Here is a 22,865-nt window from a genome sequence, read left to right as displayed (position 1 = left end):
GGTTGCGGCTTCCCTCGCGGCCTTATCGCGCCGGGCCTGCCAGGGCGGCCTGGACTTCGGCGGCGGACGGCTCCTCCAACCCGTAGCGGGCCAGCAGCGCCTGGTACTCGCCGCTATCGCGGGCCCGCTGCAGCGCACCGTTCAGCGCGCTCTGCAGTTCTTTCGATTCCTTGTTGATCCCCAGCCCGATCACGATCGGATAGAGCAGGGAGGTCGAGGTGACTTTCAAGCTGTCCTTGGACTGCGCCAGCATGCCGTGCACCACCGCCGCATCCTCGATCATCGCGTCCGCCGCCTGCGAGCGCAGCGCCATCATCGCCTCGGGAGAGGTCGGAAACTCCAGCACCTTGATCTCGCCCTGGCCCTTGGGCTGGCAAGTCTCGCGCGAGACCTTCTGCAGCTTGGGCGTCCATGATGCCCCCTTGATCGACGCCACCCGCTTGCCGCACAACGCCTCCGGCCCCGTGGGCGCATACTGGCTGGAAGCCAGCACCAGCAGCGAGGCACCCGTCTTCAGGTACGGGATGAAATCGATCAGCTTGGTGCGCTCGGGCGTGACATAAAGGGCCGACGCGACGGTATCGAAGCGGCGCGCCCGCATGCCCAGGATCAGGTCGGGAAAGCGCGTGTCGACGAACACCGGCGCAAGCGACAGCTTGGAGGCCAGCAGCCGGGAAAAATCCGCGTCGAATCCGGCGGGCTTGCCACCATCCATGTAGGCATAGGGCGGGTAGGTGAGGTCGGAGCCGACCGTGAGGCTGTCCGCCTTGATGGTGGCAGCGCCAAACGCCACGGGAGCTGCCGTGCACAACATGAACGCAGCCAGTGCGTGAGCGACGCCGAGACGCGACGCCACCAGAATCTGAGTGAACATGCTTTCCCCTATGGAACGCCCTGAAAGCCGCGGCCAGATTGGGTCTGCCCTATACCCCGAGGTATTTTCGCGCCAGGATTGTTGAACAATTTTTGCGATTTTCCGGCAACGAGGAGATAGCGGATATGGGTATTTTCCCTAGCGCTTTCGCCGGATGCGGTGAACTTCGCGCTGTCAGCCATCGGGCTCGGATCTGGCCATATGCACGGCCTGCGGACCGTCATGCCATCCAAAGAGAGGACAGACGCCACTTGGCTGTTCGCCTATAGTTTTTCGCACTCCACCGCCAAGAAAGGCTGCATCTGCTATCCGGACACCCTGCGCCGGACTACATCCGGAGAGCTTGCCCATGCACCATCCTGAACCTGCATATGTCTGCAGGAAAGCGGATCCGAGGGTCTGGCGCCGGCCGCGCTGGCTCCTGATCCTGATTGGCATGCTGGCGGCCGCCAGCGCTTTCGGACAGGATGTCATCTGGATCGGCCAGCCCTCGGCCCGCGACTATTTGGCCCTGAATGTCCAGCGTGCCGTCGAAGGCTACGCCGAACTGCGCCAGCAGATGGCGCAGTTCGAGGCGCGGGTCGGGGAAGCGCGGCGCGCATACTTCGCCGCCGCTCCCGCGGATCGCGCCGCGGCCGGCGACAAGTTCGGCGAGTTGCTGTTCCAGAAGGACCTGATGATTGCGTGGCCGCGCATCAGTGCCGGCGGGGACCAGGCCCAGCGCTTGGCCAGTCTCATGACGCTCGGAAACAATGGCCGCCCGCTCGACGGCGGCATTCCGCCCAGCGCCAGACAGGCCTTCAACAGCTGGACTTCCGCCGTGGGCTTCAGCGTCGGGGCCGGGCTAGGAATGACCCCGGATCCGATCAAGGCCGCTGCCGCCCTGGCCGGCAGCGGCAGCCTGAAGGAGTACGAAACCTACCGGCGCCTGCGGGATCAGGCCGAGTACGACGACTGGGAAGCTCAGCGCAGCGGCGCGGCCCGCAAACTGATCGAGCCCGGCAGCGTGATACCCGCGCGCCTGTTTTTTGGCGAAACGCCGATGATGCGGGGATTCGATCATCGGGTGGGCAAGCCTGAAAATCATATCCTGCGCTGCATGTACGCGGGCCGCAAGGAAGAGACTTCACTTTTCTATTTCTGGCAGGGCCGGCCGCCGCAGGACATTGCCATCCTGCTTGCGATGAATCCCGGCGGCCTTGCCCGGCTGAAAGACCATGCGGTCGATCAGTGTCCCCCGGACGACAAGCAGGCGCGCGCCATCGAGGCCTCGCCAATCAAGGCGGTCATCACGCCCGAAATGGCTCGCGACGCCCGCGCACAAAGAAATTCGATTCCCCTGGATCCCATCGAAGCGCAGGCGATTCAAGACAGAAACGCCGCGGCACGCCAGAAATTGGATGCACGCAAGGCCCGCGAGGACGAGCGCAACGCGAAGCTTCAAGCCTGCCGCGAGGCGCTGCAAACGGAAGTGCTGGCCGCGCGCCAGGACCGCGACCGGGTCGCGACCGACGCGGCCCGCGCCAAGTACCGGGATTGTTCGCGCAACGCCGGCAAGTAGCCCTATGGCTGCGGCATGCCCCCGGTGTGCCAGTTACGCAGACCTTGGTCCGCCCGACAAGATAGGCTATGTTGCCTGCCCTCAGGACGTCGCCCCGCCGGACTTGGTCTCCCTGAGATCCAACCACGCCACCAGCAGCAACCCGCCCGCCAACCCCAAGTGCTCGAAGAACGAGTTGGCCGCCATGAAGCGTTCCTGTCCCAGCGGCATCTCCCAGAAGCGCAACGCGATCCCGGTCGCCACCAGCGTGAAGGCAGCCAGCGCCAGCGCACCCAGCCATCGCAGCCGGCCGGTCAGGATCATGAGAGAGGCAACCAGTTCCAGCGCGATCACCAGCACCGCGAACAGAGGCTCGGGCGACAGGCCGAAATGCGCCATCTCACGCAGCGCGCCGGGAAAGTCGAACAGCTTCACCAGTCCGCCCTGGAGGTAGGCGGCACACAGGCCCAGATAGGCCAGGAACCGGACCATCGACGCACCGAACAACGGGCGGGCCATATCGGCCAGCCGCCGTTCCCATTGAAAGAGCGTACTCATGGCGGGTCCCCTCAAACGGCCCAGCAAGAGCAGCCCAGCGCGCCGAAGAAGCCCTGCAGGTCCGAACTGGGCGCATTCGATGCCCACGCGCGGGCATGGTCATGCCCATGCAGGCCGCAAGAGCTGGCGCACGCGCAGGCCGCCATGTTGCGATAGCCCAGCGAGTTGCGGCCGGCGCCCTGCGGATCGCCCCAGGCGCCGTAGCCGCCGAACAGCCGGGTAGGCGACCAGTCGGGCATGGCGGGCGGCAGCGGGTTGTCGTCCAGCGGACCGAATTCGCCCGCGCCGTAGACCACGCGGCCGCCCACCACGGTCAGGTCCGAGGTCAGGAAGGAGATCTCGTCCTCCGTGCAGTTGAAATAGTCCTTGTCCGGCACGATGAAGTCGGCCAGCTGGCCGGGCTCGATGCGGCCGCGCTTGCCTTCCTCGTTGGAGAACCAGGCCACGTTCTCGGTCCACATGCGCAGCGCGGTCTCGCGGTCCAGGCAGTTGCGCGCAGGATAGAGGCGGGTGCCGCCCACGGTCTTGCCCGTGACCATCCAGGACAAGGACACCCAGGGGTTGTAGGAGGCGACCCGGGTCGCGTCGGTGCCGGCCGAGACCTTCACGCCGCGCTGCAGGATCTTGGCAACGGGCGGCGTGGCTTCGGCGGCCTTTGCGCCATAGCGCTCGATGAAGTACTCGCCCTGGTAAGCCATGCGGTGCTGCACGGCGATGCCCCCGCCCAGCGCGGCGATGCGGTCGATGGATTTGTCGGAGATGGTTTCGGCGTGGTCGAAGAACCAGTTCAGCCCGGTCAGCGGCGTATCGCGATGCACTTTCTCGAACACGTCCAGGGCGCGCGAGATGGTCTCGTCGTAGGTGGCGTGCAAGCGCCACGGCCACTTGTTCTGCACCAGCACGCGCACGACCTCTTCCAGCTCGCCTTCCATCTCGGGCGGCATGTCCGGGCGCTCGACGCGGAAGTCCTCGAAGTCGGCCGCCGAGAACACCAGCATTTCGCCCGCGCCGTTGTGGCGGAAGTAGTCCGTGCCTTGCTTGTACTTCACGCTGGAGGTCCAGTTGAGGAAGTCTTCCTTTTCCTGCTTGGGTTTTTGCGTGAAGAGGTTGTAGGCCAGCCGCACCGTCATCTGGTTTTCATCGGCCAGTTTCTGGATGACGGCGTAGTCGTCCGGATAATTCTGGAAGCCGCCGCCCGCGTCGATCACGCCCGTCACGCCCAAGCGGTTCAGCTCACGCATGAAATGGCGCGTGGAATTGAGCTGGTAGTCGAAGGGCAGCTTGGGGCCCTTGGCCAGCGTGGCATACAGAATGGTCGCATTGGGCTTGGCCAGCAGCAGCCCCGTGGGGTTGCCCTGGGCATCGCGCATGATCTCGCCGCCAGGCGGATTGGGCGTGGTCTTGGTGTAGCCCACCGCACGCAACGCAGCGCCGTTGAGCAATGCGCGGTCGTACAGGTGCAGGATAAACACCGGCGTATCGGGCGCGATGGCGTTGATCTCGTCGATCGTGGGCAATCGCTTCTCGGCGAACTGGTGCTCGGTAAAGCCGCCCACCACCCGCACCCATTGCGGCGCGGGCGTGATGGCGACCTGGCGTTTCAGCATGGCCATGGCGTCGGCCAGCGTACGCACGCCGTCCCAGCGCAGCTCCATGTTGTAGTTGAGGCCGCCACGCACCACGTGGGTATGGTTGTCGTACAGACCAGGCAAGGCTGCGCGGCGCTTCAGATCGACGACGCGGGTGCCTGCCCCCGCCAGCGGCATGATTTCGGCATCGGTCCCGACGGCCACGAACCGGCCGTTCTTGATCGCGACGGCGCTGGCCTGCGGTTTGCTGCGATCCAGCGTGGTGATGCGGCCATTGTGAAAAATGACATCCGGCGTAGCGTTGGACATATTGGGTTCTCCTTTCGAACTGGCGATGGCGTGGCGTCCCAACATCCCGTTGAGCGCCAGGGCGGAAGCAACACCGATGAGATCGCGGCGTGTAGGCATGCAATATCTCCTTTGATGCGGGAACCGGCTCAGCCGTGTTCCTTGTCCTGAGCCTGATGGCGGCCGGGCAATTGGCCGAGCACGTGGCTGACGGCCTTTTCCTTGTCGCAGGCGGCGACAAAGGCGGTTCCGTTGAGCAACTGCCGGCCCACCGGAACGATCTGCTCGCCAACCAATATGCCGAGCAAGCCGATCAGGGCCACAAGGGGCGGGGCGGGCGAGCGGACCTGCAGCAGGCTGTAGACCACGCCGACCAGCAGCCCGGCGCCCAGGGAAAGCAGATAGATCTTCATGTGTATCCTCATTGTGTCGATGGATAGGAAAAGGATGCCGCTCAGGCGTGCGTGTCGGCCAGGAGGATTTCCGCGTCGTCCAGGGCCATCAGGCGCAGCTCCGTTTCGTCGCGGATGGCCGCGCCGTCACCCAGCCCGATCTCCACGCCGTTGACCTTCAATCTGCCCTTGGAGGCAACCAGGTAGCCGCGCCGCGCGCCGCGCGCAAAACGATAGGTGGCGTCCTCGCCCGCCTTCAGCGCCAGCGCAAGCACCCGCGCATCGCTGCGGATGGGCAGCGCGTCTTCGTCGCCGTCCATGCCGCTGGCCAGCGTGATGAACCGGCCCTTGCAGGCTTCGCGCGTAAAGGACTTCCTGCCCCAACTCGGCGGCGCGCCGCGGCGATCCGGCTCGATCCAGATCTCGAACACCTGCGCGGGTCCGCCTTCCATGTTGAATTCGGCGTGCGTCATTCCGCTGCCCGCGCTCATGACCTGCACCTCGCCGACGCCCGTGCGTCCGCGGTTGCCCAGATCATCTTCATGAGTGAGCGCGCCTTGCCGCACGCAGGTGATGATTTCCACGTCCGCATGCAGCAAGGGCGGAAAGCCCGAACCCGGAGCGATGGTTTCGTCGTTCCAGGCGCGCAGCGCGCCCCAGTTCATGCGCTCCGGATCCTGGTAAGCGGCGAAAGAAAAATGGTGCTTCACGTCAAGCCAGCCGCGACGGGCATGCCCCAGGCTTGCAAGAGGACGGCGCTCAACCATGGCGCGCCTCCGCGTTCCGGTTGCCGGCCTGCGCGACAGCAGGCGTCGTATGGTTCATGAGCTGGCTCCCGCTGCTGCCCGTCAGTGCTTCAAGGCCAGGAAGTGATGCACCTCGGGCTTGTCCGGCCCCATATGGAAGCGCAGCGCCTCGGCTTGCAGATCGGCGTCGGCGTGCGACACCCGATGATGCTGACGCAAATGCTCAGCCCAGGATTCGACGAAGAACCATTCGACCACCCGCTGCGGATCGCCGGTATGCTCGACCACGCCCCAGGCATAGGCCCCGTCGCGCAAGCGCTCTTGCGACAGGCGCTTCATTGCTTCGAGAAAGGCGGGCCGGTCTTCCTGGCGGATGCGGTATTCGACCTGCACCAGCACCGGGCCGCGATCATTGGCGACCGGCTCGGCGAGCAGCGGCTCCGGCCAGTGATTCGACGCCTGCAGATCCGCTTCGCCGATCGGCAGGCGCACGCGATGGAACAGCAGCGCCACCACCACCAGGCCTGCGGCGCTGACCGCCAGCGCATAGGGCACGCCGATTTCCCGCGCCACCAAACCCCAGCCCAGGCTGCCGGCGGCCATCGCGCCGTTGAAGACCATCAGATAGACGGCCAGCCCGCGGCCGCGCACCCAGTTGGGCAGGATGGCCTGGGCCACGCCGTTGAACGTGGTAAGCGCGGTGATCCAGCCCATGCCCAGCACCACCAGCAGCAGCACGGCCAGCCACTGGGGCGGCGCAAACACCAGCCCCGCCATGACCGCCGCGCTGGCCACGGAAGCCAACAACACCAGCCCGTCCGTATTCAGGCGGGCGCTGAGCTTGGGCATGACCAGGGCGCCGATGATCGCGCCCGCGCCCACCGCACCCAGCAGCACGCCGTAGAAGCCGGCAGTACCTCCAAGCATCTGTCGCGCCACCAGGGGCAGCAGCGCCCAGACCGCGCTGGCGAACAGGAAAAAGACGGCGGCGCGCAGCAGTACGCGATGCAGCTCCTTGCTGGCCCGCGTATAGCGCAGGCCCGCGCGGAACGCGCCGAAAAAGTTCTCCGACAGCCCACTGTCGACGGCCACCGGACGTTTCCACCACAGCAAGGCGGCGATGACGAACACGTAGCTCAGTACGTCCAGCCCGTAAGTGACCGCCGCGCCGAAGCTGGCCAGGATTAACCCGCCCGCCGCCGGACCGATGGCGCGCGCGATGTTGATGCCCAGCGAGTTCAGCGCGACAGCGCCCTTGAGCTCCTCGCGGGGCACGAGTTCAGGCACGATGGATTGCCAGGTGGGCCCCATCAATGCCGCGCCGATACCACCGACGAAGGTCAACGCGATCAGGTAATCGACGGTCAGCGCGCCGAAGTGCGACAGCAGCAACAACGTGCCGCTTACCGACGCAAGCAGCAGCTGCACGAAGATCAGGAAGCGGCGGCGATCCAGAATGTCGGAAAGCACGCCGGCCGGAATCGCCAGCAGGAAAATCGGCAAGGTCGCGGCCGTCTGGATCAGCGCCACCGCGGTCGGGCTGGCCGACAGGTCGGTCACCAGCCAGGAGCTGGCCACGTCCCGCATGAAGCTTCCTATATTGCCCAGCACCGTCGCGGCCCACAGGACGGCGAACACGGACTGGCGCAAGGGCGCGAAGGTGCCGCGCGTCGCGTTGCTCTTCTGGTCTGGCATGGGACTCTCCTGGATCGCGCCAGGCAGCTTTCGGACCCTCAAGTCCCGCCGCCCGCCGTGTTCAAAAGCAGAATGCCGGGTCGACCAGAATCTGTCTGGCCGGCCCGGCTTGCGGTTTACTTGGCGGGGTTGGGGCCGATGCGTTCGCCGTGCTGGACGCGCTCAGCCAGCTTGTGGACGTGGGTGACCGCGTAATCGATGCCCATGCCGTAAGCGCCCGAGTGTTCCTTGACGATGGCGGTGACGGCGTCATAGGTTTCCTTGCGGGCCCAGTCGCGCTGCCATTCCAGCAGCACCTGCTGCCAGGTCACCGGCACCACGCCGGCCTGCACCATGCGGTCCATGGCGTACTTGTGCGCGTCCACCGAGGTGCCGCCCGAAGCATCAGCCACCATATAGATTTCGTACTCGCCTTCCAGCATGGCGCAAAGCGCGAAAGTGGTGTTGCAGACCTCCGTCCACAAGCCGGCGACGATGACTTTCTTGCGGCCATTGGCGGCCAGCGCATCGCGCACGTTCTGGTCGTCCCAGGAGTTCATGGAGGTGCGCTCCAGGATCTTGTGCTCGGGGAACACGGCCAGCAATTCGGGATACGTGTTGCCAGAGAAGCTGTCGGTTTCGACCGTCGTGATGGTGGTCGGGATATTGAAGGTGCGCGCGGCCTTGGCCAGACCCACCACGTTGTTCTTCAAGGTCTGTCGGTCGATGGATTGGACGCCGAACGCCATCTGCGGCTGCTGATCGATGAAGATGATCTGGCTGTTCTGCGGGGTCAGGACTTCAAGGTACTTGTTGGCGGACATGGCAGGTCTCTCTTTCAGGAAAACGATCAAATGGGGCGGTGGGAAAGAATTCGGTGTTGCTGGCAAACCATCCTGGTTCGCGCCGGCTAGTCGGTGACGGAAGCGCTGCTGGAAGCAGGCCGTGCATCTCGTCAGTCGGTATATGCATAGTAGGGAGCGGCCGCGATCCTGAGAACCCGCGGCAAGGAATTCCATCCTTTCCATTTCTTGCATGATGACGATGGCGTGACAGGCTTTTGCTGCGCTGCGTTCACCACCATTCTTGTCCGTGCCATAGGCAGGAGCTATCATCGGCGCGGGCATTTCCCGAGAACACGAGATGAGCAAGCTGCCGGATTTAGAAGGTTGGGCGATCTTCGCCAAGGTCGCCGAGACGGGATCGTTCGCCAAGGCGGCGGCCGAGTTTTCCCTGTCTCAAGCCACGGTTTCCAAGAGCATCAGCCGTCTGGAAGCCAGGATGAAAACGACCCTGTTCCACCGCACCTCGCGCAGCATGACCCTGACCGAATCGGGTTACGCAGCGCTGGAGCGCGCCGCCCGCATTCTCGAGGAAGGCGAGGCGGTCGAATCCGAGGTCACCGAAAAATCAAGCAGCCTGCGAGGCAAGATCAGGCTGTCGGCTCCCATGTCCTTCGGTGTCACCCATCTGGCGCCGATGCTGCCTCCGTTCATGCAGGACAATCCCGACGTCGCCCTGGAAATCGAATTCAGCGACAAGCAGGCGGACCTGGTGTCGGAACGCTTCGACCTGGCGCTGCGGATCTCCAACCTGGTGGACTCGACGCTGCTGGCACGGCGACTGTGCTCCGTGCGCATTCTGTTGGTGGGCGCGCCCAGTTACTTCAAACGCGCGGGCCGTCCCAAACATCCCAAGGACCTGGCGCACCACACCGCGCTGCAATACATGTATGCGCGCAACGGCTCGAGTTGGCGTTTCCGCCATGAAAAGCATGGTGATTTCTCGCAGTCCTTGCCCGTGCACCTGAACGTGAACAACGCCGAAGCCCTGACGCCCGCGCTGCAAGCGGGCATGGGGCTGGCGCTGCAGCCGGAGTTCCTGGCATGGAAGGATCTGCAATCGGGCGCGTTGGAGACCGTGATGGACGACTGGCAGGTTGATCCCATCGCGCTGCATATCGTCACGCCGCCGGGGCGCCGCCGGCCGGCCCGGGTACAGGCTTTCATCGAGTATCTGGCCGAGCGGTTGACGGCGGAGCCTTGGGCCAATGATGTGCAGGTGTAGCTGGCCCGCGGCTCCCGGCCTGCGCCAGGGTGGCGGCGCCAGTCGGAACCGGCGCGCGCCATCATTGAATGATTAGGCGAAACTTCGAACGAGTATCGCATCGACCTCGATGTCGAACGCGCTGAAACCGGACTGGATCAAGGTCCTGGCAGGCGGGGGTTCCCCAACATAGGTCGCGTAGATCGCGTCGAATTCCTGCGCATGGGCCAGGTCCCTCAAGAACACACCCACCTTGACTGCGTCGCGCAGGCTAGCCCCTGCCGCATTCGCGGCAGCCTCGAGATTGTCGAGCGCCATTCTTGCCTGGGCGGCAAAGGGCTTGTCTCCATGTCTGACGTTGTCGCGATCGCGCGGTGTCTGGCCCGAGAGAAACAGGAGTTGGCCAGCCTGCATGGCCACGCTGTAGGTGCCGGCTGGCGGCGGCGTCGATTCGCTGGAATACGCTTTTCTGATCATTTTTTCGGGGTGGCTTGGGTTAAGCGAGACGATGTTCTTCAAGGACGGTCGCGATGCGTTTGACGGCGTCGACCGCCGCCTCGTGGTTCTGCGAGAAATTGAGGCGGATGCTGTCGCCGGCGTGCGGGCTGAATTCAGTCCCCGGCGTGACCGTGACGTTAGCCCGCGACCGCAGCGTCCGGATGAAGGTCTGCAAAGTCATGTGTAGCTTGGGCAGCTGCGGAAACAGGTAGCTGCCCGCTTGCGGTGTGCGGACCGCCACACCCTCGATGCCGCGAAACAGCGACAGCAGGTCGTCGCGGATCTGCTGGTGCCTTCCGATGCGGTCGGCCAGCCATCCGGCGGGTTCGGAGAACCAGGTCTGCAACACAGCCTGGCAGTAACCCGGCGCGCGCAACGAGACGATGGCCTGGAGTTTCTCCATGCGCTGGATGATGCGGGCATTGCCAAATGCCACCCCCAATCGATAGCCGCTCAACGATTCCGTTTTTGACGGTCCCATGATGGTGACGACGTTGTCGTCCGCCTGCGGGACGCCTCGCAAATGGACATATGGCTGCCCCGCATACAGCAGACGGGAGTAGAGTTGGTCGACAATGACCGTTGCGCCGAACCTCTCGGCCAGCGCAGCGATCTGCCCGATTTCGTTGCGGGAATACACAGCCCCTGTGGGGTTGTTCGGGTTCGAGAAGAGAAAGACCTTGGCGCCCGCCTTGAATGCCGATTCCAATTGCTGCAAATCCAGGCCGGCATGCGCCGTGTTGTTCAGATAGTCGAGTTGCACAGGGATCATCTCCGCCCCCATGAATTCGACCAGCTTGCGATTGGCGAAGTAGTCGGGCTGCACGATCGCGACTTTTTCGCCGGCAGTCACGGTGCTTGCGACAGCGAGAAACAGTGCGCTCTGGGTACCGGGCGTGATGATGAGTTCTTCGGCACCCGAAACGGGATGGCCCGAAAACGCCGCCAGATCGAGCGCGAGCTTCTCGCGGATGGCCGACTGGCCACGGTATTCGGTATAGGCCTGGGAACCGCCGCGATGAACGCCTTGGACGAAAGCGTCAAGCGCCCCCGGCGTGGGTTCAAACGCACCGGCATTGACGTCGCCGTGCGAGAAATCCACGGCCACGCCCGGAAGGCTTGCGCCTTCATGCAGCAGACGTTCGCCGCCGTGGCTTTCCCGCACCTCCTGGCCCGGCGCGTTATCAATGCCCAGCTTCAGGAACTTTTCTTCAATCGCATTCATGGCGTTCTCGTCGTGTTAACAAAATGGGTGACTTGTGATGGTTCGGCGGCTCTATTCCGATCGATCTCGACCGTGTCATCGTTCTCCTGAAGCAATCGCGCCAGCAACGGCATGTCGATATTGCCGCCGGACAACACGATCAGCATGTCCTTGCCGCCTGACTGCAGCCGTCCGGCCAGTACCGCCGCCAACGCCACGGCTCCGCCCGGCTCAACCACCATGCCCAACTCCGTCAGCGAAAACCGGATGGCGTACGCAATTTCTGCGTCCGTCACGGCCAAGGCTTCATCAAGAAAATGCCGATTGATTTCGAACGGCAGTTGCGCGGGCGTTACCGCTTGCAAGGCATCCGCCAGCGTGGTCGCCGTGGGCGCGTTGACCTCCCGGGTTCCGCTGGCGAGCGAGCGCACGGTGTCGTCGAACCCGCAGGGTTCCACGGCCACCACGCGCAGGTTCGGCAGAAGGGCGTCCAGCACCAGTCCGCAGCCGGCCACCAGTCCGCCGCCGCCGCAAGGCGCGGCAAACGTACCCAGATTTGCCCTGGCCGCGGGCGCAAGCGCATCCAGCGCTTCCAGCGCCACGGTTCCTTGCGCCGCCAGCACGTCGGGGTGATCGCCAGGAGGGATCAGCGTGCCGCCTGACTCCAGCAACAACCGCATGCCGATGACTTCCCGGCTTTCGCGCCGCCGGTCGTAATGAACCACGCGTGCGCCGTGGGCCAGTGCTCGAGCGACCTTGTTGCGAGGTGCGTCGGCCGGCATGACGATCGTTGCCGGAATGCCGAGACAGCGTGCCGCCCAGGCCACGGCCTGGCCATGATTGCCGGTGGAATAGGCAACGACGCCCCGTTGCCGTTCAGACTCGCTCAAGCCCAACAGGGCGTTGAACGCGCCGCGCGCCTTGAAGGATCCCGTCACCTGGAGGTTCTCGGCCTTGATCCAGACTGGCGCGCCCACGATGCAATCGAGGGCTGCCGATCGCATGAGCGGCGTCGTGACCACATGAGGCCGGATGCGTTCGAGCGCTGCGCGGACATCGTCAAAAACGGGCACGCGCATCTTGCCGAGTGATTCGTGTGCGATGAACGCGCCAGGTCTGGTCTTCGGTCTGTTTCGTGTCATGGGGATTTTCGGATTCGATAGCTTCAATGGGAGACCAGCCGCGACAGAAAGTCCTGCGCGCGCGCGGAACGGGGCGATGCGAAGAACATGTCCGTCGGCGTGTTCTCCACGACTTTCCCGGCATCCATGAAGATGACGTTGTCCGCGGCGCGCCTGGCAAAGCCCATCTCATGCGTGACAACGGCCATCGTCATACCGTCCTGGGCAAGCTCCAGCATCACGGAAAGCACCTCGCCTATCATCTCTGGATCCAGCGCCGACGTGGGCTCATCGAAGAGCATGACGATGGGGTCCATTGCCAGCGCCCGCGCAATCGCGATGCGCTGCTGCTGGCCGCCGGAAAGCTGGGCCGGATACGCGTCGATCTTTCCAGGCAGCCCGACACGGCCCAACAATTCCCGGGCCTTGTGGTGCGCAGCCTCCCGCGTTCGCCCCAGCACCTTCATGGGGGCAAGACAGAGGTTGTCGAGCACGGTCAGGTGCGGATAGAGCTCGAAATGCTGAAACACCATGCCGACACGGCTGCGCAGATCGCTCAGATTGGAGGCAGCGGCGCCCACATCGACGCCGTCGACCCGCACGCTGCCGCGTTGGAACGACTCCAGACCGTTGAAGCACTTGATCAGCGTGCTTTTGCCGGAGCCCGAGGGTCCGCAGATCACGGCCACCTCGCCGCGGCGGATCGCCATGTCGCAACCATTGAGCACGGGGGTCGCGCCATAGGATTTGTGCAGTCCGGATACTTCGATCATGGGCGCTTCTTCTCGCTGTTCTGATGTCATACGGCGCTCCTGCGCTTGGCAGCCAGGTGTGCCGCCAGTGAAAGGGATGCGCAGAGCACGAAGTAGACGAGCGCTGCGAACAGGTACATCTCGATCAATCGGTTGTCCCGGTTGGCCACGATGCTGGTGGACGTCATGAAGTCTCGCAACGAGATGACGTAGACGAGCGAGGTGTCCTGGAACAGCACGATCGCTTGCGTGATGAGCACGGGCATCATGTTGCGCAGCGCCTGTGGCAGCACCACGAAGCGCAATGCCTGCGCACGGCTCAGGCCCGACGCCGCAGCAGCCTGCCATTGCCCCGAACGCACGCTCTGCAGGCCCGCGCGGATTATTTCCGAGTAGTAAGCTGCCTCGAACAGCGTGAAGGCAATCAACGCCGAGGGTAGCGCTCCCACGGGCTTGCCGACGATCAGCGGCACCAGGAAATAGAACCAGAAGATGACGAGGATCAATGGCACGGCGCGGAAGCCGTTCACATACACGGCAGCGGCTCCCGCGAGCAGCGCACGCCTGGAGAGGCGCGCAAGCGCCAGCAGCAGGCCAAGCACGAGGCCGCCGGCCATCGCCACCAGGGTCAGCAGCAGACTCAGCCCCAGCCCCTCCAGCAGGAACGGCCACGCCTTCACGATGACCGAGACGTCCAACATTCCGTTCATGCCCGCCCTCCTTGGGTGCCGGGGATCAGCAGTCTCTTCTCCAGGCTGCGCATGCCCGCCGTGACGCATAGCGCGATTGACAGGTACACCAACGTTGCCGCCGTGAATGCTTCGAAGCCGCTGAAGGTATAGCTCTCGATCTGGCGGCTCTGCGCCGTCATCTCGAAGACGCCTATGGTCAGTGCCAGTGCCGAGTTCTTGAAGACCGTGAGGAACTCCGAGGTCAACGGCGGCAGGACCAGCCGCAAGGCCTGGGGCAGCAGGACGAAGCGATAGGTCTGCACCAGCGTCATGCCGCTCGCATAGGCCGCGAACCGTTGTCCCCGCGGCAATGCAGCGATGCCGGAACGGACCTGAACCGCAACGCGCGCAGCGGTGAACAGGCCCAGGGCGGCAATCGCAGTCCAGACTTCAGGCATCGGCAGATCGCGTTTGAGCCAGCGACCGGCTTCGCTCGGCAGCAGTTCCGGCAGCACGAAGAACCAGATGAACAACTGCACCAGAAGCGGCACGTTCCGGAACACCGCAACGTAAGCCGTTAGTAACCAACGGATGCGGCCAGGCAAAGAGCCCAACACGCCCAGCACCAGGCCGATCACGACGGCGATGGCCCAGGCCGCGAGCGAAATCAACACCGTCGCTTGCAGCCCGGAGAGCAGCCATCCCGCGTAAGGCTCCTCGAAAAGAACGTTCCAATTCCATGCATAGTTCATCATGAGTCCCGAGCGGGTCGCGTCATTCCGGGAGTGCGGCCAATTTGAAAGCCGCCGCGAGGTCCTTCGAAAGCGGAACGCTCATAGGCGCGAACCACTTGTCATAGGAAGCGTTGAGTTCCCCTGAGCGCACGCCGCGCGCAATGGTTGCGTTCACCAGGCTGAGGAACACGGTGCTGTTCTTCTGCAGCATCAGGCCGTAGGGATCGAACGACAGAGGCCGGCCGACCACCTCGAAATCGGCCGGCGTCGGGGCGCTCTTGCGCAATCCGTAGAGCAGGATGTCGTCGGTCGAGAAAGCGTCGGCCCGGCCCGTCGAGAGCGCCAGAAAGCCTTCGGAGTTGTCCCTTACCGGAACGATGCGGACTTGCAGCTTCTTCGCTTCGATCAAGGCCTTGATCAGCCGCTCCGGAGTGGTGTTGATGGGCAACGCCACGGCTTTTCCGTCGAGGTCCTCGACCTCCTTGATGTCCGCGCCCTTGCGCACCAGGAGCCGGGTGGTCGAGATGAAGTGCGGGGCGCTGAAGTCGACCTGGGCCTGGCGGCCGAGGGAGTTGACCGTCGAGCCGCATTCGAGGTCGACGGTGCCGTTGGCGACCAACGCGATCCGGTTTTGCGGGTTCACCGCGATGTAGTCGACCTTCAGTGCCGGCATCTGCAGCCGCTGCCGGACGGAATCCACCACCTTCATGCACAGGTCGATTGCGTAACCCACGGGCTTCCTGCCGTCGTCCAGATAGGAAAAGGGAATCGACGATTCTCGGTACCCCAGGGTGATGGTTCCCTTTGCCTTGATGCGTTCCAGGATGGGATCGGTGCTCTGCGCCAACGCCGCGGCACTACCTGCCAACAACGCTGCGCCAAGGATGCCCAGCAAGGGGCGGGGCACGAGACGGGTGGTGGTGGTCATGGAGTCACTCCTAGTCAGACCAGCGTTGCAGCGGGTTGGTCAGCGCCAGTCAGGGCGGCAACAAGCTCGGCGAGACTGGAGACCGTGAGATCGGGTTTCGCCTCGGCAGCGCCTTCCCCGGACAAGCCCAGCAGCCTGCCCGGGCGGTTGACCCAGGCGCAACGCACACCCAGCCGGTTGGCCGGCGTGATGTCGGCCCGCAAGCTTTGCCCGACGTGCAGGATCCGTTCGCGCGGGATGCCCATGCGCATGAGTTCGCCTATGCCGGTATCGAAATGCGGCCAATCGGGCTTGTAGGCCCCCACGCGTTGCGCCGTGACCACCAGATCGAAGCGGAAATCCAGGTTGTCGCACGAGGTATTGAGCGAGGCCTGGTCGATGTTGCTGAAAGCGCCCACTTTGGCGGACTCCTGCAGGCGCACCAGGCCGGCGTGGCTGTCGGCGAATGCCGGCCAGGTGTGCGGCGCGGCCGCGAACTGGCGGCGCAGGTCCGGGTCCACGGCCACCTTGAACTGGGCGCAGATGCGCTCGAAGCACTTGGTCAGGACGTCGGGGTAGAGGTGCGCCGGGCGTTCCTTCTGGATCGCCGCGCGGGCGCCGTCGAAAGCCATGATCAGGGTTTCGGCGTCGGCCTCGATGCGGTTCTCGCGCGCCCAGCGCGTCAGGAACTTGGCGATCGAAGGCTCCCAGTCAATCAACGTGCCGTACACGTCGAAGGTCACGGCATCGAAATCGGAAAGGCGGAGCGTCATATGCAACCTTGGTGAAAAGTGATGGGGTCCTCGAACTATAATCGATAATCGATAATCGGCAATACCTGATGAGTCCGTATAATCCCTAGGAGGAGAAAATCTATGGACTACGGTGAAACGCCGCCGGCGGGCCAAGCCCTGGCGGATCGTTCGATCGCAGGCGCGGTGGTGGACGCCCTGCGCGGAGAGATCATTCACGGCCAGCTAAGGCCGGGTGAACGCCTGCGCCAGGACGCCGTGGCCACGCGCTTCCGGGTCAGCCAAACGGTCGTCAGGGAGGCGTTCAAGGACCTGATCCGCGAGTGCTTCCTGGTCGCGGAACCGCGTCGCGGCGTCAGCGTGGCGACGATGTCGACTGACGAGGCGGAAGAGATGACGACCTTGCGCAGCCTGATTGAGCCGCAAGCCTTGGCTTGGGCCATCCCACGGCTGACAGAGGATCAGTTCGAGACCGCCGAGCGCGTGCTCAAGGAACTGGACGATGAAAAGAACGTCGATCGGATCATCTTGCTGAATGCCCGCTTTCACCGCGGGCTGTACGCCGCTGCGAATCGTCCCAGGACGCTGACGACGGTCGAAACATTGCGCCTGGGCTTCGAACGCTACCTGCGTTACACGTGGGAATTCACGACGCACCGGGATCGCTCGCAACAGGAGCACTGGGAGCTTCTGGCAATGTGCAAGCAGGGCGAGGTGGACAACGCCTGTAGGCTCCTGACGCAGCACATCCGCGCGACGGGAGACTTGCTCGTCGAATGCCTCGCAAAGCGGCCGGTTGAACAATCGTCCAAGCTTTGAAGCGCTTGGCCCGCGCGCTGGCGCTTATCCGGGACGGGCTGGCGCATCGGCACGGCCAGGCAACGCACGGCGTATTCGGGAAGCCAAAACCCGCCGTGGTTGCGCAAAGAAAAAGGGGGCTGCAAGGCAGCCCCCTTTCACGGAATCTGGGTCTCTCGGGAAGAAACCGGATTCTCGTGGGATCCCGAGCCGTCAGGCGTCGATGTTCCCCGCCGACAGCGCATGCGTCTCGATGAAGTTGCGGCGCGGTTCGACGTCGTCGCCCATCAGCGTGGTGAAGACCTCGTCGGCCGCGATGGCGTCCTCAATCTGCACGCGCAGCAGGCGGCGCACCTTCGGGTCCATGGTGGTTTCCCACAGCTGTTCCGGGTTCATTTCGCCCAGACCCTTGTAGCGCTGCTTGGAGATGCTGCGGTCGGCTTCGCTGCGCAGCCATTGCATGGCTTCGCGGAAGTCGGACACGGTCTGTTCCTTGCGCTTTTCGCCTTCGCCGCGGGCAGCCAGCGAACGCGCGCTGACCTTGCCGGAGAAGCTCTTGGCGGCCTTGGACAGCACGGCGTAGTCCGAACCGTTGACGAAGTCCGCATCGATGATGCTGACGCGCACGTTGCCGTGATGCATGCGCTGCACCGACAGGCGATGGCGTTCGGTGGCTTCGTCGAACTGCGGCACCACTTCGACGCCGTTGCCGCTGACCGGATCGCGCATGGCGTCGGCCAGGCGGCGGGCGGAGTCGGCGGTCGACTCGGCCGATTCCAGGTTGATCTCCACGCCTTCGGCCATGGCCGACAACGCGCCCACGTCGAACACGCGCGACAGGCGCGCGATGACGCCGTCGGCCGCCACGTACTGGCGCGCCAGGTCGCTCAACTCGTCACCACGGATGATGTTGCCGCCCGAGATGATCTCGGCATCCTTCAGCGCCAGTTGCAGCATGAACTGCGCTTCTTCCTGGTCGTCCTTCAGATACCGTTCTTCACGGCCGACCTTGACCTTGTACAGCGGCGGCTGCGCGATATACACGTAGCCGCGCTGCACCAGCTCGGGCATCTGGCGGTACAGCAGCGTCAGCAGCAGGGTGCGGATGTGCGCGCCGTCCACGTCCGCGTCGGTCATGATGATGAGGCGGTGGTAGCGCAGCTTGTCGACGTTGAAGTCGGGACCGATGCTGGTTCCCAGCGCGGTGATCAGCGTGGCGATCTGTTCGCTGGCGATCAGGCGGTCGAAGCGCGCCTTCTCCACGTTCAGCACCTTGCCGCGCAGCGGCAGGATGGCCTGGAACTTGCGGTCGCGGCCCTGCTTGGCCGAGCCGCCTGCGGAGTCACCCTCGACGATGTAGAGCTCGCACAGCGCCGGATCCTTTTCCTGGCAGTCGGCCAGCTTGCCGGGCAGGCCGGCGCCTTCCAGCACGCTCTTGCGGCGGGTCATCTCGCGCGCCTTGCGCGCGGCTTCGCGCGCGCGGGCGGCTTCGACGATCTTGGCGCACAGCGCCTTGGCGTCGATCGGGTTCTCGAGCAGCCAGGATTCCAGCGTGCGGGCCACGGCTTCTTCAACCGCCGGGCGCACTTCGCTGGAGACCAGCTTGTCCTTGGTCTGGCTGCTGAACTTGGGTTCGGGCACCTTCACCGACAGCACGCAGGCCAGGCCTTCGCGCATGTCGTCGCCGGAGGTTTCGACCTTGGCCTTCTTGGCCAGTTCGTTATCGGCGATGTACTTGTTGATGATGCGGGTCATCGCCGCGCGCAGGCCGGTCAGGTGCGAGCCGCCGTCGCGCTGCGGGATGTTGTTGGTGAAGCACAGCACGCTTTCGCTATAGCTGTCGTTCCACTGCATCGCCACTTCGACGCCGACCGGCACGCCGCCCGCCGAGGACTCGGTGGTGACCGAGAACACGTTCGGGTGCAGCACGGTCTTGCTGCGGTTGATGTATTCGACGAAGCCCTTCACGCCGCCGGAGAACGCGAAGTTCTCTTCCTTGCCCTGGCGCTGGTCGATCAGGCGGATCTTCACGCCATTGTTCAGGAACGACAGCTCGCGCAGGCGCTTGGAGAGGATCTCGTAGTGGTACTCGATGTTGTTGAAGATGATCGGGTCGGCCAGAAAGCGCACTTCGGTGCCGCGCTTGTCGGTCGTGCCGGTCACCGCCAGGGGCGCGACGCGCTCGCCTTGGCGGAATTCCATCTGGTGCACTTCGCCGTTGCGGCGGATGGTCAGCCGCAGCCATTCGGACAGCGCGTTCACGCAAGACACGCCCACGCCGTGCAGGCCGCCAGACACCTTGTAGGAGTTCTGGTCGAACTTGCCGCCGGCATGCAGTTCGGTCATGACGATTTCCGCCGCGCTGCGGTGGAATTCGTCGTCCTTGTGGATGTCGGTGGGAATGCCGCGGCCGTTGTCGGTGACCGAGATGGAGTTGTCGGTGTGGATCGTGACGACAATGTCGTCGCAATAGCCGGCCAGGGCTTCGTCGATGGCGTTGTCGACGACTTCGAACACCATGTGGTGCAAGCCGGTGCCGTCGGACGTGTCGCCGATGTACATGCCGGGGCGCTTGCGCACGGCCTCCAGCCCCTTGAGCATCTTGATCGAGTCAGCGCCGTAGCCGCTGTTCTCGGGAGTGGTGTTCTGCTGATCTGACATGTCTGTATCGATAACGCTTTAAAGAACGGCCTGGCGGCCGGACCGCGGACGCAGCACGAGGCTGCGCCGCGGCACAAACCCACAAGTGGCGCGGATCAGATCCGCATGGGCATGACGACGTACTTGAACTGGTCGTCTTCGGGCAAGGTGATGAGCGCCGACGCGTTGGCATCGGGCATGACCGACCACTGGATGTTGTCCACCTTGACGTTGGCCAGCACGTCGAGCAGGTAGCCGACGTTAAAGCCCACATCCAGCGCTTCATGGCCGTAGTCGATGTCGATTTCTTCCTGCGCCTCTTCCTGCTCGGCGTTGGAAGACGAAATCTTCATCTGGTTCTGCGCCAGTTGCAGGCGCACGCCCTTGAACTTGTCGGTGGTCAGGATGGCGGCGCGCTGCAGGCTGCCCTGGAGCGCTTCGCGGTTGACCAGGAAATGGCGCGTGTAGTTCGTCGGGATCACGCGCGTGAAGTCGGGGAACTTGCCTTCAACCAGCTTGGACACCAGTTCCACGTCGCCGAAGCGGAAACGGATCTGGCCCGGCGCCACGTCGATGGAGACAGGCTCGTCGGAGTCTTCCAGCAGGCGCTGCATTTCCAGCACGGTCTTGCGCGGCACGATCACTTCATGGCGTTCGCTGATGCCGTCGGCTTCCGTCGAGCAGTGCGCCAGGCGGTGGCCATCGGTGGCGACGGCGCGCACGCGGCCCGGTTCGAACACCAGCAGCATGCCGTTCAGGTAGTAGCGGATGTCCTGTTGCGCCATGGCGAAGTGCACCATGTTGAACAGGTGACGCAGCGTGCGCTGCGGCATGGTCAGCGACACGTCCCACTGCTCGGGCTGAGCCACGGTGGGGAATTCGCTGGCAGCCAGCGTCTGCAGCGCGAAACGGCTCTTGGCCGACTGTACCGACAGCTTGTTGCTGGCCAGCGCCAGGCGCACGTCGCCGGTGTCCGGCAGGGCCTTCAGGATGTCCAGCAGCTTGCGCGCGGCGACCGTGGTGGATTCGTTGTCTTGACCCACGCCGAAATCGGCATGGGTGGTGATCTGTACTTCCAGGTCGGTCGCAATGAAGGCAACCTTGTTGCCTTCCTTGCGCATCAGGATGTTCGCCAGAATGGGCAGGGTATGGCGTCTTTCGACGATGCCCGCCACAGTCGATAGCGGTTTCAGCAATGCATCGCGTGTGGTTTGTACGAGTTGCATGTTCATCCTTTTAGAGTTTGTTCCAACACGTGCAGGGTATGGTTGAGCTCCGCTTGCTTGGCGCGGGCGTCGGAAATCTTGCGTACGGCATGCAGCACGGTGGTGTGATCACGACCACCGAACAGATCGCCGATTTCCGGCAGGCTTTTCTGGGTCAGCTCCTTGGCCAGGTACATCGCGACCTGGCGCGGCAAAGCGATATTGGCGGGCCGGCGTTTCGAGTACATGTCGGCCACTTTGATCTTGTAGAAATCCGCCACCGTCTTCTGGATGTTCTCCACGGTGATCTGGCCGTTGGATACCGACAGCAAGTCCTTCAGGGCTTCCTTGCAGACATCCACCGTCAGCACGTCGCGGCCGTGGAAGCGGGCGTAGGCCAGGACCTTGCGCAGCGCGCCTTCCAGTTCGCGCACGTTGCTGCGCAGATGCTTGGCAATGAAGAACGCCACTTCCTCGGGCATGGGCACGCCTTCGGATTCCGCCTTGCGCAGCAGGATCGCCACGCGCATTTCTAGTTCCGGCGGCTCGATGGCCACCGTCAGGCCGGAATCGAAGCGCGAGATCAGGCGGCTGTCGATGCCCGACAGTTCCTTCGGATACGTGTCGCTGGTGATGATGATCTGCTTGCGCTGGGCCACCATCGCTTCGAACGCGTAGAAGAATTCTTCCTGCGTGCGGTTCTTGCCGGAGAAGAACTGGATATCGTCGATCAGCAGCAGGTCGAGCGAATGGTAGTAGCGCTTGAAATCGTCGAACGCCTTGCGCTGGTACGCCTTCACCACGTCAGACACGTACTGGTCGGCATGCACATAGCGCACGCGCACACCGGTGCCCGCCGCCACCATGGCATTGCCGATGGCGTGGATCAGGTGGGTCTTGCCCAAGCCCACGCCGCCGTACAGGAACAGTGGGTTGTAGGACGTGCCGGGGTTCTCGGCCACCTGCAGCGCGGCGGCGCGCGCCAGCTGGTTCGCCTTACCCGTCACGAAGTTCTCGAACGTCAGGTCGGTGTTCAGGCGTGAGCGCTCGTACACGATGTTGGCTGCGTCCGCGTTCACCGCTTGCGCAGCCGCCGTCGTCGCGGGCGCAGGAGCAGGCTGGGCGGGCGCTAGCGCGGGTCCGGGCGGCGGCGCGCCGCCTGCAGGGGAACCACCGGACGGGTACGTTTGCGCGGGTTGCGGAGCGCGCACGGGCGCGACCGGCATACGCGGCGCAGTGCCTTGGGAGGGCAACTCAAACAGTACCTGCACCGGACGCTCGAACCACTCCGCGGCCAACGCTTCGATCTGGTGGGAAAAGTTCTTTCGCACCCAATCCAGCTTGAAGCGGTTGGGCGCGGCAACGCGCAGCACCGCCTGCGTTTCGTCGTACGCAAGCGGGACCAGCGGTCGTATCCACGCGCTGATTTGTTGGGGGGGGAGTTCCTGCTCAAGACGACTGACGCAGGTCTGCCAGAATTCTTTCATGTCGCTCTTATTCAAACCTCGATTCTACCTTGCCTGGGCTGGGGTTATCCACAGGGTAGGGCATAAGTGTCTGCATGGCCCAGGCTTAACTGTTTGACAAGACAGGGAAAACTTGCTGAAATGGTGGGCTTTTCCGAATTCTGTCTGTCAGAAGGTTCCACAGAGAGCTTAGCCGCGCTTTGTTGCCGGTGGTGTCTAACGATGCCTACGCCCATGCAACTGCCTGGTTTTAGCTTCTATAAGTCGCCCGGGGTTTCCCCGGTCAGAGCCCCGTCTACGAGTTGTTTTTTGCACCTGTTGCAAAAATGCTCATTAGATACCCGCTTCCTGAATGCGCGACCAGGAACCCTTCCGGGCAGGTCCCTTCTGACTTTTGTTCTTTTTGTGGA

General features: G+C 63.8%; 21 protein-coding genes. 3 read left to right on the top strand and 18 right to left on the bottom strand.

Going from position 1 to position 22,865, the window contains the following annotated elements; translation table 11 throughout:
- Nucleotides 1–22: 22 nt before the first annotated feature.
- Nucleotides 23–874, bottom strand: a complete 852-nt coding sequence (locus tag AC6LKD_RS02120) for a transporter substrate-binding domain-containing protein (RefSeq protein WP_498114909.1) — start codon at nt 872–874, stop codon at nt 23–25.
- A 436-nt stretch (nt 875–1,310) separates the two neighbouring features.
- Between AC6LKD_RS02120 and AC6LKD_RS02115 the strand changes: the two genes are divergently transcribed.
- Nucleotides 1,311–2,435, top strand: a complete 1,125-nt coding sequence (locus AC6LKD_RS02115; RefSeq protein WP_498114907.1) for a hypothetical protein — start codon at nt 1,311–1,313, stop codon at nt 2,433–2,435.
- 81 nt (nt 2,436–2,516) lie between these two features.
- Here AC6LKD_RS02115 and AC6LKD_RS02110 read toward each other — a convergent pair whose 3' ends face one another.
- The 6 genes from AC6LKD_RS02110 to AC6LKD_RS02085 form a co-directional block, all read right to left on the bottom strand.
- Nucleotides 2,517–2,972 (bottom strand): DoxX family protein, encoded by a 456-nt coding sequence (locus AC6LKD_RS02110; RefSeq protein WP_498114905.1) that lies wholly within the window; start codon nt 2,970–2,972, stop codon nt 2,517–2,519.
- A gap of 11 nt (nt 2,973–2,983) precedes the next feature.
- Nucleotides 2,984–4,870 carry an amidohydrolase gene (locus tag AC6LKD_RS02105; protein WP_498114932.1) on the bottom strand — a complete coding sequence of 629 codons (1,887 nt, stop codon included), beginning with the start codon at nt 4,868–4,870 and terminating at the stop codon, nt 2,984–2,986.
- A 128-nt stretch (nt 4,871–4,998) separates the two neighbouring features.
- Nucleotides 4,999–5,262 (bottom strand): XapX domain-containing protein, encoded by a 264-nt coding sequence (locus AC6LKD_RS02100; protein ID WP_492275702.1) that lies wholly within the window; start codon nt 5,260–5,262, stop codon nt 4,999–5,001.
- 41 nt (nt 5,263–5,303) lie between these two features.
- Nucleotides 5,304–6,008 (bottom strand): pirin family protein, encoded by a 705-nt coding sequence (locus AC6LKD_RS02095; RefSeq protein ID WP_492275701.1) that lies wholly within the window; start codon nt 6,006–6,008, stop codon nt 5,304–5,306.
- An 81-nt stretch (nt 6,009–6,089) separates the two neighbouring features.
- The gene (locus AC6LKD_RS02090; RefSeq protein ID WP_498114903.1) at nt 6,090–7,682 is read right to left on the bottom strand and encodes an MFS transporter; all 1,593 of its coding nucleotides are present in this window, start codon (nt 7,680–7,682) and stop codon (nt 6,090–6,092) included.
- A gap of 116 nt (nt 7,683–7,798) precedes the next feature.
- The gene (locus tag AC6LKD_RS02085) at nt 7,799–8,485 is read right to left on the bottom strand and encodes a hydrolase (RefSeq protein ID WP_013390778.1); all 687 of its coding nucleotides are present in this window, start codon (nt 8,483–8,485) and stop codon (nt 7,799–7,801) included.
- A gap of 319 nt (nt 8,486–8,804) precedes the next feature.
- On the opposite strand from AC6LKD_RS02085, the gene AC6LKD_RS02080 reads away from it, so the two are divergent.
- Nucleotides 8,805–9,728 carry a LysR family transcriptional regulator gene (locus tag AC6LKD_RS02080; protein WP_498114901.1) on the top strand — a complete coding sequence of 308 codons (924 nt, stop codon included), beginning with the start codon at nt 8,805–8,807 and terminating at the stop codon, nt 9,726–9,728.
- A 72-nt stretch (nt 9,729–9,800) separates the two neighbouring features.
- On the opposite strand, the gene AC6LKD_RS02075 is transcribed toward AC6LKD_RS02080, so the two are convergent.
- The 8 genes from AC6LKD_RS02075 to AC6LKD_RS02040 are packed head-to-tail and all read right to left on the bottom strand — an operon-like array spanning nt 9,801 to nt 16,367.
- Complete coding sequence (locus AC6LKD_RS02075) at nt 9,801–10,226, bottom strand: RidA family protein (RefSeq protein ID WP_237709964.1); 426 nt, start codon at nt 10,224–10,226, stop codon at nt 9,801–9,803.
- A complete protein-coding gene (locus AC6LKD_RS02070) occupies nt 10,204–11,430 on the bottom strand; it encodes a pyridoxal phosphate-dependent aminotransferase (RefSeq protein ID WP_013390775.1) in 1,227 nt (408 codons plus the stop codon). Before AC6LKD_RS02070 ends, AC6LKD_RS02075 begins: the two co-directional genes overlap by 23 nt.
- A complete protein-coding gene (locus AC6LKD_RS02065; RefSeq protein ID WP_498114899.1) occupies nt 11,427–12,551 on the bottom strand; it encodes a threonine ammonia-lyase in 1,125 nt (374 codons plus the stop codon). The genes AC6LKD_RS02070 and AC6LKD_RS02065 overlap by 4 nt, the downstream gene beginning before the upstream one ends.
- Before the next feature lie 23 nt (nt 12,552–12,574).
- Nucleotides 12,575–13,303 (bottom strand): amino acid ABC transporter ATP-binding protein, encoded by a 729-nt coding sequence (locus tag AC6LKD_RS02060; protein ID WP_492275696.1) that lies wholly within the window; start codon nt 13,301–13,303, stop codon nt 12,575–12,577.
- A 26-nt stretch (nt 13,304–13,329) separates the two neighbouring features.
- Nucleotides 13,330–13,992 carry an amino acid ABC transporter permease gene (locus AC6LKD_RS02055; RefSeq protein WP_498114897.1) on the bottom strand — a complete coding sequence of 221 codons (663 nt, stop codon included), beginning with the start codon at nt 13,990–13,992 and terminating at the stop codon, nt 13,330–13,332.
- Nucleotides 13,989–14,705 (bottom strand): amino acid ABC transporter permease, encoded by a 717-nt coding sequence (locus AC6LKD_RS02050; RefSeq protein ID WP_179216474.1) that lies wholly within the window; start codon nt 14,703–14,705, stop codon nt 13,989–13,991. The genes AC6LKD_RS02055 and AC6LKD_RS02050 overlap by 4 nt, the downstream gene beginning before the upstream one ends.
- Nucleotides 14,706–14,727: 22 nt before the next feature.
- Nucleotides 14,728–15,615 carry an amino acid ABC transporter substrate-binding protein gene (locus AC6LKD_RS02045; protein ID WP_498114895.1) on the bottom strand — a complete coding sequence of 296 codons (888 nt, stop codon included), beginning with the start codon at nt 15,613–15,615 and terminating at the stop codon, nt 14,728–14,730.
- Nucleotides 15,616–15,629: 14 nt separating this feature from the next.
- Nucleotides 15,630–16,367: an HAD family hydrolase gene (locus tag AC6LKD_RS02040; RefSeq protein ID WP_498114893.1), complete on the bottom strand. Its 738-nt coding sequence runs from the start codon at nt 16,365–16,367 to the stop codon at nt 15,630–15,632.
- 102 nt (nt 16,368–16,469) lie between these two features.
- Between AC6LKD_RS02040 and AC6LKD_RS02035 the strand changes: the two genes are divergently transcribed.
- Complete coding sequence (locus AC6LKD_RS02035) at nt 16,470–17,165, top strand: GntR family transcriptional regulator (RefSeq protein ID WP_498114891.1); 696 nt, start codon at nt 16,470–16,472, stop codon at nt 17,163–17,165.
- Between the two features lie 192 nt (nt 17,166–17,357).
- On the opposite strand, the gene gyrB is transcribed toward AC6LKD_RS02035, so the two are convergent.
- The 3 genes from gyrB to dnaA form a co-directional block, all read right to left on the bottom strand.
- The gene (gene gyrB / locus AC6LKD_RS02030) at nt 17,358–19,805 is read right to left on the bottom strand and encodes a DNA topoisomerase (ATP-hydrolyzing) subunit B (protein WP_013390767.1); all 2,448 of its coding nucleotides are present in this window, start codon (nt 19,803–19,805) and stop codon (nt 17,358–17,360) included.
- 95 nt (nt 19,806–19,900) lie between these two features.
- Nucleotides 19,901–21,010: a DNA polymerase III subunit beta gene (dnaN, locus tag AC6LKD_RS02025; RefSeq protein WP_013390766.1), complete on the bottom strand. Its 1,110-nt coding sequence runs from the start codon at nt 21,008–21,010 to the stop codon at nt 19,901–19,903.
- A gap of 2 nt (nt 21,011–21,012) precedes the next feature.
- A complete protein-coding gene (gene dnaA / locus AC6LKD_RS02020; protein ID WP_013390765.1) occupies nt 21,013–22,476 on the bottom strand; it encodes a chromosomal replication initiator protein DnaA in 1,464 nt (487 codons plus the stop codon).
- Nucleotides 22,477–22,865 lie beyond the last annotated feature (389 nt).

Source organism: Achromobacter sp. D7-1, from assembly GCF_059760445.1.
The sequence above is the reverse complement of the archived record's forward strand: the minus strand, read 5'-3'. Positions and strand labels throughout refer to the sequence as shown.